Origin of the sequence: Lysobacter oculi, assembly GCF_003293695.1 — a bacterium.
Taxonomy (GTDB): Bacteria; Pseudomonadota; Gammaproteobacteria; order Xanthomonadales; family Xanthomonadaceae; genus Solilutibacter; species Solilutibacter oculi.
Window position 1 is genome coordinate 2,450,423 of record NZ_CP029556.1, and the last position, 12,200, is coordinate 2,462,622.

The window sequence follows — 12,200 nt, forward strand, 5'->3', positions numbered from 1 at the left end:
CCCAAAGCGGCCACTCATCAATCCCGTACAAAGCGATAGAAAGCCGCTCGGTGGATGCGGAAGCGAAGTTGCCATTTGCGCAAAGGCCACGGACGTACAATCTGAACGAACGAACTTGAGGGGTCGACATGAATGCGCAAGTGCCAATTGAGCCCTCGCGTGAAGGCGCCATACCGAACCTCTCGCTGTTCGGCGTATTCCTGCGCTTCCTGCGCTTCGGGGCCATGGCCTGGGGTGGGCCGGTCGCGCAGATCGGGATGATCCGGCAGGAGCTGGTCGACCAGGAAGGCTGGATCGATCGCGACAAATTCAATCGCGTGCTGGCGGTCTATCAGGTGTTGCCGGGGCCGGAGGCGCATGAGCTTTGCGTCTATTTCGGCACCTTGGCACGGGGGCGGCTGGGCGGAATCATGGCGGGCCTGGGTTTCATGTTGCCCGGCTTCCTGCTGATGCTGCTGCTGTCATGGCTGTACGTCCGGCATGACTTGCGACTGGAAGGCTGGAGCTCCGTCTTCGTTGCAGTGCAGGCAGCAGTGGCGGCCCTGATCGTGCGCGCCATCGTCCGCATTGGCGGCCATGTACTCGAAGACCGCTGGCTATGGATGATCGCGCTAGTGGCGATGTTGGCGCAGCTGGCAAACGTGCATTTCGCCATCATCTTGGTCGTGGGCGGCGTGATCTACCTGTGCGCACACGAGCGCCGCCATGCAACTGCCGGAGGGCTTCTTGGCCTAGCTTTCGTGCTGGTAGCAGTGAAGATCTGGAACGACGCTGGTTTGAGCGGATTGAGCGCTTTGGCGAACAGGGATGATGACGGCACCGCATTGGCGACTGGCAGCGTGGGTGTCTTGGCGCTGTTCTGGTCTGGATTGAAGGCGGGGCTGCTGACGTTTGGTGGTGCCTACACGGTGATCCCGTTCCTGCAGCGCGACGCCGTGACCCAGGGCGCGTGGATGAGCAATGGCCAGTTCCTTGACGGGTTGGCGCTCTCGGGGCTCTTGCCAGCGCCACTGGTGATCTTTGCCACGTTCGTTGGTTACATCGGCGGCGGGCCGTGGGGTGCGGTGGCGATGACTGCTGGCGTGTTCCTGCCGGCGTTTTCCTTCACTCTGCTGGGACACGATGCGATGGAGCGCTGGGTGCACCGGCCGCGTGTTTCCGAATTTCTGGCGGGCGTGACGGCGGCCGTCGTCGGGCTGATCGCCGGCACAACACTGGCATTGATGATAGGTGGCATCAAGAACGCAAATGGCGTGCTGGTCTTCAGCGTGGTGCTGGCGCTGCTGTTCTGGTCCAAGTCGCGCTGGCTGGTGCCTGCCGTGATCCTCGGGGCGGGTCTGTATGGCTGGCTGCAAGGCCTCATTGCGGGCTGATTGGCGCGCATCAGCGGTTGCATGTAACCTTTATTGCGACCATGCAACGCATTCGCCGCCACCGCAGTTTCCTGCGTACCGCACTTCTGGTGCTGGTGGTGCTTGGCATGCTGATTCAGCCAGCCTTGGCTGCATTGGGTGACCTGCATGAGATCGAGCATGCAGCCGCCCTGCATTCCGACCACGGCCACGCGCACCATGATGGTCATGAGGTCCCTGCGGATGACAAGGATGCGCCGGGCGATCCGCTGGGTATCCACAGCTTGCTCCACCCCAGTGGTGCGGCAGCCTCGATGGCCTTGATTGAACCCGTAGTACTGCTGCCCAGTCTGATGGCTGAAGGCGAGTCGCCTGTGCGCGCCTATGCCTCGGGGCCTCCCATGTCACGACTGACCTTGCCGTTCCGTCCACCTATCGCCTGATCCCGCAACCAAGCCGCATGTTCGCGGCTGTCCTTGCTGCTGATTTCGTGATCGGACGGAGGTGGTTCCGTGTTTTCTTTACATCGTTGCCGGGTGCGGTGCCTGCTGGCGCTGACCCTGTTGTGCTGGGCGGCCGTTGGCCATGCTCAGCAACGTCTGACCGCGCAGGAAGCGGTCGAACTGGCATGGTCGCAAGGCCATCTTCAGGCTGAACTCGAAGCCGGCGTTGCCTCCGCAAGAGGCGAGTTGGTCTCGGCACGCACCTGGTCCAATCCCACGCTCAGCGTGGATCGCGAGGAGTTGCGCGACGGGCCATCGCAACCTGGCAGCGAGACCAGCGTGATGCTGTCGCAGCCGTTCGAGTTGGGCGGTCGTCGCGGCGCACGCATTCGCGCAGCAGAAGCCGGTGTGACTGCCGCGCAAGCTGAGGCTGCGCATGAGCGCGTCCGACTGCGCGGCGATGTACTGCGTGACTACTACGCAGCCGCTGCCGCTGAGCGCAGGATGCAGGCGCAGGACAAGATATCCGCCGGACTGGCGTCATTGGCTGATGTCGCAGGCAAACGCCATCGTGCGGGCGATTTGTCCGGTTACGAAAGCCGCCGCATCGCACAGGCCAGCGCCCAGTCGCAGGCGCGCCGCACCCAGGCGGCGGCGGAAGGGCGTGCCGCGCGAATCCGGCTGGCAGGTTGGGTCGGCGACATCGCGTTAAGCGCCGAACTGGATGATGCGATCACACTTCCAGTTGTTAGCGCTGACACCGACATCCGTAGCGCCGAACTGGATGCGCTTGATGCACGCCGTGTTCATGCGGAAGCGCAAGCGGTGGCAGCTCGCCACCCAGCACTGCCGGTCACGATCGGAATTGGCAGCAAGCGCATACGCGAGGGCGGCATCACTGACGATGCCCTGATGCTCGAGGTTGGCTTGCCCTTGCCGATCTTCGACCGCAACCAGGGCGAACGCGCCCGCACTTCAGCCGAAGCGCAACGTGCGGACGCAAAGTACCAACGCGCCCTGGTGCAGACACGTGCGCGGCGCACGGCTGCGCTCCAAGAGGCGCAGCAACTGAGTGAGTCAGCACGCAGGATGCAGGCCGAGATGGTGCCGGAGGCCGCGCGGCTCACCACCATCGCACGCAGCAGCTTTGCCGAAGGGGAACTCGATCTGGTCGGTCTGCTGGACGCCTACGACGCTGAAGCCGGCGTCATCGACCAGGCCTTGGAACAGCAAGCCCGTGCACTGGACGCGTTGCTCGAACTCGAACGCATGTCACCAACAACCCACACAACCCACCCATGAAGGAGTGCCACATGAAGCTGTCCCGTCTTGCCCCAATTGCGCTGTGTGTTTTCGTCGCCGCCTGCAGCCAATCCGCACCCGAAGCACAACCCGCCGCCAACAACACTGCGCCCACGGATGCGGCCACCCAAACCGAAGCCGTCTACGGCGACGAAGCACCGGTGGCCATCGCAGCCGAGCAGCCCAAGGCCGAGGAAGGTCATGCCCACAACGAGGACGGCAGCCATCCCGAGGGGGTGGAGCATGCCGATGAGGCGAAAGCCGAGGGCGATCACGCCCATGAAGCCGGTGAACCCGAAGACGACCACTGATGCCTGGCCGCGCGGCGCGCCTACGCCGCGCGGCCTCCTTTACGGACCCATGTCATGCGCAACACGACCTTCTCGCGATCTCTTCCCATTCGCCATGCGCTTATCGCAACGCTGCTCGCGTTGACGTTGGCGGCCTGCAACCGAACTGACTCGTCATCGGCGGCATCGGAAGCCGAGGCCCAGGTATATACCCACTTCACCCCGCAAACCGAGCTGTTCGTCGAGTTTGCGCCGTTGGTGGCCGGGCAGAAATCCACGTTCGCGGCCCATTTCACCCGCATGTCCGACTACAAACCAGTGACGGCAGGCACGGTGGACGTGGTGTTGTCTGGCGGCAATGGGCCGACCGAGCGTTTTCGGGTTTCGGCACCGCGTGCACCCGGCATCTTCGCCCCGACGGTAGTGCCGCGTGCGACTGGGCAGCGCAACCTGAGCCTGGTGCTGAACGCCGATGGCATTCAATCCCGCCACGATCTGGGTAACGTCACTGTCTATGCCGACGCAACCGCTGCACTGAAGGCAGGGCCTGCGCCCGGCATGCAAGAAGGCGAAATCGGCTATCTGAAGGAACAACAATGGCCGAGCGGTTTCGGCATAGAACATGTCCAGCCGCGTGAGCTGCGCGACTCCGTACAGGCGCCGGCGACTATTCGTGCTTCCGGCGACGGTAGTGCGGAAGTGGTGGCGGCTACAGCAGGCATCGTCCGTTCGACCGGACGCTTTCCCGCACTTGGGGATGAAGTGGTTCGCGGACAGACATTGGCGATGCTGGCGCCGCGCCTTGCAACCGGAACCGATGTCGCATCGCTGCGCGCAGATCTGCAATCCGCACGCAGTCAGGCTTCGCTTGCCTCAAGCGAAGCTGCTCGCATGCAGCGTCTGTTTTCGCAACAAGCCGTATCGCGTCGTCGCGTGGAAGAGGCGCGTAGCGCACAGCAGATTGCGCAAGCCCAGCTCAACGCCGCGCAGCAGCGACTGTCGCAGCTAGGGGGTGGTGGGGGTGGCATTCCGCTGAAGGCGGCGATCACCGGAAGAATTGAACTGGCCCCTATCGCCAATGGCGCCTCAGTCGAAGACGGTGACACGATCTTTCAGATTGTGGATCGCAAGGAATTGTGGATCGAAGCCCACGTCGCCGAAGCGGATGCCGCTCGCCTGCAAGAGCCGGACGGGATCGCATTTGAGCTGCCCGGCATGGGGCAATCCGTTGAGGTCAGGCCAGGCGTGAACGGACGGTTGGTGGGCGCCGGTTCGATGATCGATCCGGAGAGCCGCAGTGTGCCGGTGATCTTCGCCTTGTCCCGTCCGGACAAGCACATTGCGCTGAACCAGAACGTGCAGGCGCGCGTGTTCACGGGCAGCAAGCGCTCGGTACTGAGCGTTCCTGCGAGCGCGGTCATCGACGATGGCGGCGAGCGTGTGGTGTATGTGATGCGCGGCGGCGAGTCGTTCTCGCGGGTGCCCGTGCGGCTGGGTGTGCGCGATGGCGACCGTTTCGAGGTGCTGGAGGGTCTGAAGAACGGCGATCGCGTCGTCAGCCGCGGCGCGATGTTGGTACGGCTAGCGGCGGCGACACCGGAGGCCATGGGCCACGGCCACGCGCACTGAGGAGAGCACGATGATTGGCAAGTTGATCGATTGGTCGCTGCGCAACCGAATCTTCGTGTTGTTCGGTGGTCTGCTGCTGTTGCTCTGGGGCACGTTCGAGGCACGGCGGATGCCGGTCGACGTCTTCCCGGACTTGACCGCTCCTTCTGTCACGGTCGTGACCGAAGCGCATGGCATGGCGCCTGAAGAAGTGGAGACGTTGGTAGCCTTTCCACTGGAGACCGCGCTCAACGGTGCACCGGGCGTGCGCCGGGTACGCTCCACCAATAGCGTTGGTATTGGCGTGGTCACCGTGGAGTTTGACTGGGGAACCGACATCTATCAGGCACGCCAGATCGTGGCCGAGCGGATCGCCACGGTGCGAGGCCAGCTTCCCCCCGATATCCCGGAGCCGACGCTCGCGCCCATCACCTCGATCATGGGCGAGATCATGTTCATCGCCCTGCACTCGGATAAGCACACGCCGATGGAGCTGAAGACCGCGGCGGACTTCGTGCTACGCAGGCGATTGTTGGCGGTACCGGGTGTGGCGGAGGTGATCCCCAATGGCGGAGACACCCGTCAGTTCCAGGTGGTGGCGGATCCGCTTCGCCTTTCATCCTTTGGGGTCACGCTGGATCAGTTGATGACCGCTGTGGCCGGCAGCAACGAGAACACCTCGGCGGGCTTCTATGTCGAGAACGGACAGGAATTCCTCATCCATGGCCGTGGACGGGTTCGTGAGTCCACCGATATCGGCGAGATCTTCGTGGCCCAGCGCGGCGATCGCCCGGTGCTGGTGCGTGATGTGGCCGATGTGCGCATTGGCGCCGCACCGACACGTGGTACCGCCAGCTTCAACGGCAATCCGGCAGTCGTCATCGGCATCCAGAAGCAACCCGGCGCGAATACGCTGGCATTGACGGAAAAGATCGATGAAGTGCTGGCTGACATCCAGACATCGCTGCCACAAGGAATGACGATCAGCGCCAACCTGTTCCGACAGTCCGACTTCATCAGTGTCGGCATCGGCAACCTGGGAAAGGCGATCATCGAAGGCATGATTCTGGTGATCGCCATCGTGTTCGCTTTCCTGTTGAGCGGGCGTGCCACTGCGATCACCTTGCTGGCGATTCCACTCTCACTTGCCGCCGCTGTGCTGGCCATGAAGGCCGCGGGCATCGGCATAAACACCATGACATTGGGCGGCATGGCAATCGCTCTGGGCGCGCTAGTAGATGACGCAATCATCGTGGTCGAAAACATCGTGCGTCGGCTGCGCGAGAACGCGATGCTGTCCGATGCCGAGCGTCGCAGCACGTTGCAAGTGGTCTTTGCCGCGACCCGCGAAATCCAGGGGTCCGTGGTCTTCGCCACCATCATCATCGTGCTGGTGTTCTTGCCGATCTTTGTCCTCAGCGGGGTGGAAGGCCGGTTGATGCAGCCATTGGGCTTCGCCTATGTAGTGTCGCTGCTGGCCTCACTTGCGGTCGCCGTCACGATCACCCCGGTGTTGTGCAGCCTTTTCCTGCCGAAGTCGAAGATCGTGCGCGAAGGGCATGAGTCGCGCCTTTCGCAGTGGCTAAAGAGTCGTTATCGCCCGCTACTTGAGGCCAGCTTGCCGCGTTGGAAATCAATTGGTGTCGCATCCGTGGTTGGAACGGTGCTGACCTTGGCTGCTCTGCTGTTGGCGGGCCGGGCCTTTCTCCCGGACTTCAATGAGGGCAGTTTGACGGTCAACGTGACGACGCTACCGGGCACATCGCTACCGCAATCCGATGCTCTGGCAAGCCGGGTCGAGAAGATCCTGTTGGAGCAGCCGGAGGTGGTGGCCACAGGGCGACGCACCGGGCGTGCGGAACTCGACCCCCATGCGCAGGAAATTTACGCCTCCGAAATCGAGGTGACGCTGGAGATGAAGGATCGCAGCAAGCAAGCGCTGCTTTCGCATCTTCGCAGCGAGTTCTCGGGAATTTCCGGTGCGCAGGTGGTGATTGGTCAACCGATCTCGCATCGCATCGACCATATGCTGTCGGGTACCCGCGCGAATATCGCGATCAAGCTGTTCGGCAACGACCTGTACGAGCTTCGTCGCATTGGCAAGCAGATCGAGGATCAGGTGAAGGCCGTGCCGGGTGCGGTGGACGTGAATTTGGAGCAGCAGTCCGAGCTCCCGTTCGTTACCGTCGATTTTGATCGCCAGGCCATTGCCCGTTACGGCATGACGATACGAGAGGCCAGCCACGCCATTGAAACGGCGTTCTTTGGCAGCACCGTCTCGCGCGTACTGGAAGGCAATGCCAACGTCAATTTGGTCGTGCGTTTGCCCGATGCAGCACGCGACAGCGTTGAAGCCATGCAATCCCTGCAGATCGCCACACCGGAAGGCGCACAAGTGCCGCTGTCAGCCATCGCCAAGGTGACGCGCAACCGGGGGCCAAACCAGATCGGACGGGAGAATGTGCAACGCCGGATCATCGTCATGGCGAACGTGGCTGGGCGGGATCTCAATAGTGTGGTCAATGACGCCCGCCAGCGTATTGAGCAGAACATCGCGTTGCCGGCTGGTTACCACGTGGAGTACGGCGGGCAGTTCGAGAGCGCCGCCGCCGCCTCGCGCACACTACTGATGCTTGGTAGTGTGGTGATTGTCGGCATCTTTCTGTTGCTCTATCTGGCGTTCTCAAGCACGCGCGATGCCTTGCTGGTCATGCTCAACTTGCCGCTGGCGTTGCTAGGCGGTGTCGCGGGTGTGTGGCTAGGCGGTGGCGTGATGACTGTCGCATCGATCATTGGCTTTATCACCTTGTTCGGCATTGCTACGCGCAATGGCGTGATGCTGATTGCCCACATTCACCATCTTTCGCAGGAAGAGGGCGTGGATGACCCAGTTGAACGGGTGCGGCGCGGCGCGGAGGAACGCGTAGTGCCAATCACCATGACCGCGCTGGCCACAGCACTGGCACTCGTGCCGCTTGCGCTGTCGGCTGGTGAGCCGGGCAGCGAGATCCAGGCACCCATGGCGATCGTCATTCTGGCTGGACTGCTCAGTTCGACCGTACTCAACATGCTGGTACTGCCCGCTCTCTACTTGCGTTACGGGGAGTTCGGCGAGCGCACACGTAGCGGTGCCAGTGCGCAGGCGTCCGTCAGAAGCATGGACGCTGAGCCACAGCGCCGCTAACGGCACCGGAACACAGTATGTTTGCCATCCTTCAGCACGCCACATTTCGCAAGCTATTCCTCGCCCAGGTCGTGGCGCTTGTTGGCACGGGCTTGGCGACCGTGGCCTTGGCGCTGCTGGCATATGACATCGCCGGTGCGCAAGCCGGCGAAGTGCTTGGCACTGCGCTCGCCATCAAGATGGTGGTGTACGTACTGCTGGCTCCCATGTCCGGCGCACTGATGTCGCCGCGCCTGCGCAAGCCCGTCTTGGTCGCGCTGGACGTTATCCGCGCTGGTGTGGTGCTGGCCCTGCCGTTCGTGACCGAGATCTGGCAGGTCTATGTGCTGATTGCATTGCTGCAATCAGCGTCGGCCTGTTTCACGCCGCTGTTCCAGTCGCTCATACCGGAGATATTGCCGGCCGAAGGCGACTACACGCGTGCCTTGTCGTTGTCGCGGCTGGCCTACGATCTGGAAAGCTTGCTGAGCCCGATGCTGGCCGCAGCGTTGCTGACGGTCATCAACTTCCATGCGCTGTTTGTTGGCACATCGGCAGGGTTTGCACTTTCCGCGTTGTTGGTGCTGACCGCTGCGTTCCCGATGGCGGCAACCAGCGCACGCGGTCGACCTTTTGATCGAGCGATTCGGGGCATCCGCATCTACCTGCATACGCCACGGCTGCGTGGTCTGCTGGCAATCAACCTGATCGCGGCAGCCGGTGGTGCGATGGTCTTCGTCAACACGGTGGTCATCGTGCGCAGCGTGCTGGGTGGTGGCGATCGGCAAGTGGCGTGGGCGCTGGCGGCGTTCGGCGCTGGTTCGATGCTGGTCGCCTTGACACTGCCGAAACTGCTTGATTGCTGGTCGGACCGCCGGGTCATGTTGACGGCTGCTGGTGCCACGCTGCTGTCATTGATAATCGGCAGCGTGGTGTGGCAGGTGCAGGGTGGCAAGATCGCTTGGGCGCTACTGCTCCCATTGTGGGCCGTGATGGGCATGGCCTACGCTGGTCTTGTCACGCCAGGTGGGCGGCTTTTGCGCCGATCGGCCAAGTCTGATGACCTGCCGTTCCTGTTCGCCGCCCAGTTCTCGCTCTCACACGTTTGTTGGCTGATCAGCTACCCGCTGGCAGGGTGGTTGGGATCGCAATTTGGGCTAGGCGTGGCGTTTGTTGCGCTCACCGCCCTTGCGGCGCTCGGTCTCACATTGGCACTAGTGACATGGCCGACGCGCGAAATGGCCGAGATTGAACATCGACACGATGACCTACCGGAAGGGCACCCGCATTGGATTGAGCATGGCGGGTTCCCAGAAGGAGCGCACTCGCACGTGGTGCACATCGACGAATGGCATCAGAGGTGGCCGGGATAGCCATACGCGGAAGATCCATGTCACGAATGACCGCTTCTGGCCGAGGCTGTGTAAAAACGCGTTGGAACAGGACTCACGACACCGACGTGGCCAGTTCGAGCAACCAGCGTGCAGCAAAAGAACGTGATGCTCAGGCCGCGATGGCCCGCACCATGCCTTGAGTACCCACGATCTTGATCATCCGTTTCATGTTGTAGGCCAACACCGCCAAGCTGACCTCGCTTCTTACCTTTGGAAGGGTCTTGGTCAGCAATGGCGTAGTGCCAAGCCATGATTTGAGCGTGCCGAAGACATGCTCCACCGTCTGTCTTCGCACCACTGCAGCTTGTGGCCTTGCATCCAGCAGCATCTGCATTCGCTCGAGCACGTGTTCGTGCTCCCAGCGGGTGATTCGTCTATAGCTCGCGGTCGTGCATTTCATCCGCATCGGGCAGCGGGGGCAGGCGGATGACCAATACTTGTGCAGGGTCAGGCCCTTTTCTTCGGCCGTGAAGCGATGGATCGCCCTTTCGCCTGCTGGACATTCGTACTCATCCGCGGCTTCGTCGTAAATGAAGTCCCGCTTGTCGAACCGGCCTTCGGCCTTGCTGTTCGACGTGAGCGGCTTGGGCACCAACGGAATGACGCCTGCCTCCTCGCACGCCAGGATCTCCGGTGCATTGAAGTAGCCACGATCTGCCAGCGCCGTCATACGTTCGGTGCCAAGGGCTTCCCTGGCCTTCGTTGCCATGCGCGAGAGCTGCGCGCGGTCGTGGCCGTCGTTCGTCACGTCATGAGCGACGATCAGATGATGCTTGGCGTCGACCACCGCCTGGACGTTGTAGCCAACCGTGCCTGTGCCCCGACCGCTTGACGTCATTGATCTTGCGTCCGGGTCCGTCAGCGAGATCTGGTGATCTGGTGCGGCCTCAAGCTGCTTTTCGATGGCATCAAGCTTCTCCATCTGCGCGCGCAGCTTCGCCAGCTTGTCCTTCAGATGTGGTGCACGCCCCTCCGGCAGCAAGGCAGGGTCGCGGTCCGCTCGGTCCAGTTCGGCGAGGTATCGCGCAACGCTCTCCTCCAACTGCTGCCGGCGTCCTCTGACCTTACCAACGGTGAAGTTGCGGTCCCGGCTGTTCACCGCTTTGAGCTTGCTGCCATCGATCGCGACGATGGCATGCGAGAAGACCTTCATGCTCCGGCACAGTGCAACGAACCGGCTGCACACGGCCGTGATTGCAGCGCCGTTGTCCTTGCGGAAGTCGGCGATGGTCTTGAAGTCCGGTGCCAGTCGTCCGGTCAGCCAGATCAGCTCCAGATTCCGTTGCGCCTCCCGCTCCAGGCGCCGGCTGGACTGGATGCGGTTGAGGTAGCCGTAGATGTAAATCTTGAGCAGCGTGGCCGGGTGATACGCAGGCCGACCACCTGCCGCGCGATTGGCGGCCTCGAAGCCCAGCGCGCTCAGGTCGAGGGCCTCGACGAATGCATCGACGACCCGCACCGGGTTGTCCTCGTGGACGTAGTCCTCCAGCCGATCAGGGAGCAGAAGCCCTTGGGATCGATCTATTCCATCGACGAATCGCTTCATGCAGAGCACCCATCAACCGGTACTCAGATCATGCCAGTGGAGGCGGGGTTTTCACACAGCCTCGGCCGATAGCTGCCATGGGGTGGACTGACGGCTTCCGGCTAGAACCGGCCTTTGAAGAGTGGTTCATCTTGCCCGCACCCAAGTCTCGAGAAGTTGCTGTTGAAGGTGTGCTTCCTTGCAACTGAATCGCCCCGGGTTTCGTAGACACCTACAAGCCTGAAAGTCCCGCCTGTCGTTCGAACTCTACCGGAGAGACGCCTCCGTTGGAGCCATGCCGGCGCTTCGGGTTGTAGACATCTCGATGTAGTGAAACACGTCGCTGCGCGCCGCATCCCGGGTCAGGTAAATCTCCGCTTGATCCGCTCCCGCTTGAGCAACTGGAAGAAGCTCTCCACCACGGCGTTGTCGTGGCAGTTGCCGCGCCGGCTCATGCTGCAGACGATGCCGTGCGCTTTCAGGAACGTCTGCCATTCGGCGCCGGTGAACTGGCTGCCTTGATCCGAGTGCAGCATCAGGCCGGGCGCTGGCTTGCGTCGCCACACCGCTGCCAACAACGCCTGTAGCATCAGATCGGCATGCATCTGGCTCTGCATTGCCCAGCCAACGACCTGGCGCGAGTACAGATCCAGCACCACCGCCAGGTACAGCCAGCCCTCGTGCGTGCGGATATAGGTGATGTCGGTGACCCAGTGCGTGTTCGGCGCGGCCACGTCGAACTGCCGGTCCAGGCGATTGGGCGCCACCGTCGATACGCGGCCACCGCGAGGCCGCGGGCGACGCCCGTAACCCACTTGTGCCCGCAAGCCTTCGCCCTTCATCAGCCGTGCCACGCGATGCTTGCCGCACTGCTCGCCCAGGTCGCGCAGGTCATCGGTGACCTTGCGGTAACCATAGACCGTACCGCTCTCCAGCCATGCCTGCTTGATCATCCCGAGCAAAAGCTGATCCTCGTAATGGCGCTCGCTGTGCGGCCGGTTCTGCCACGCGTAGAAGTCGCTGCGTTGCACGCCGAGCACCCGGCACATGCTGGTCACGCGGAACTGATCGAGATGCGCCTGCATGAACGCGTACTTCGCCCTTACCCCCTGGCAAAGTACGC

8 protein-coding genes and 1 pseudogene are annotated in these 12,200 nt (G+C 62.4%); 7 read left to right on the top strand and 2 right to left on the bottom strand.

The annotated features are described in order from the left end of the window. Positions 1 to 128 precede the first annotated feature (128 nt). From chrA to DCD74_RS11790, 7 genes are all read left to right on the top strand, one after another. Positions 129 to 1,373: a chromate efflux transporter gene (gene chrA, locus DCD74_RS11760; RefSeq protein ID WP_112927465.1), complete on the top strand. Its 1,245-nt coding sequence runs from the start codon at positions 129 to 131 to the stop codon at positions 1,371 to 1,373. A 41-nt stretch (positions 1,374 to 1,414) separates the two neighbouring features. Next, positions 1,415 to 1,795 carry a hypothetical protein gene (locus DCD74_RS11765; protein WP_162616009.1) on the top strand — a complete coding sequence of 127 codons (381 nt, stop codon included), beginning with the start codon at positions 1,415 to 1,417 and terminating at the stop codon, positions 1,793 to 1,795. 69 nt (positions 1,796 to 1,864) lie between these two features. After that, positions 1,865 to 3,097 (top strand): TolC family protein, encoded by a 1,233-nt coding sequence (locus tag DCD74_RS11770; RefSeq protein WP_112927467.1) that lies wholly within the window; start codon positions 1,865 to 1,867, stop codon positions 3,095 to 3,097. 11 nt (positions 3,098 to 3,108) lie between these two features. Further along, complete coding sequence (locus DCD74_RS11775; RefSeq protein ID WP_162616010.1) at positions 3,109 to 3,408, top strand: hypothetical protein; 300 nt, start codon at positions 3,109 to 3,111, stop codon at positions 3,406 to 3,408. A gap of 54 nt (positions 3,409 to 3,462) precedes the next feature. Continuing rightward, positions 3,463 to 5,016: an efflux RND transporter periplasmic adaptor subunit gene (locus tag DCD74_RS11780; RefSeq protein ID WP_112927469.1), complete on the top strand. Its 1,554-nt coding sequence runs from the start codon at positions 3,463 to 3,465 to the stop codon at positions 5,014 to 5,016. Between the two features lie 10 nt (positions 5,017 to 5,026). Then, the gene (locus DCD74_RS11785) at positions 5,027 to 8,179 is read left to right on the top strand and encodes an efflux RND transporter permease subunit (RefSeq protein ID WP_112927470.1); all 3,153 of its coding nucleotides are present in this window, start codon (positions 5,027 to 5,029) and stop codon (positions 8,177 to 8,179) included. Between the two features lie 17 nt (positions 8,180 to 8,196). Next, positions 8,197 to 9,531, top strand: a complete 1,335-nt coding sequence (locus tag DCD74_RS11790) for an MFS transporter (protein ID WP_112927471.1) — start codon at positions 8,197 to 8,199, stop codon at positions 9,529 to 9,531. A gap of 130 nt (positions 9,532 to 9,661) precedes the next feature. On the opposite strand, the gene DCD74_RS11795 is transcribed toward DCD74_RS11790, so the two are convergent. Together DCD74_RS11795 and DCD74_RS11800 are read right to left on the bottom strand one after the other, a co-directional pair. Then, positions 9,662 to 11,098: an IS1182 family transposase gene (locus DCD74_RS11795; RefSeq protein WP_112927472.1), complete on the bottom strand. Its 1,437-nt coding sequence runs from the start codon at positions 11,096 to 11,098 to the stop codon at positions 9,662 to 9,664. Positions 11,099 to 11,309: 211 nt separating this feature from the next. Next, positions 11,310 to 12,198 (bottom strand): annotated as a pseudogene (locus DCD74_RS11800) (IS3 family transposase); the annotation flags it as partial. Positions 12,199 to 12,200: the final 2 nt, after the last annotated feature.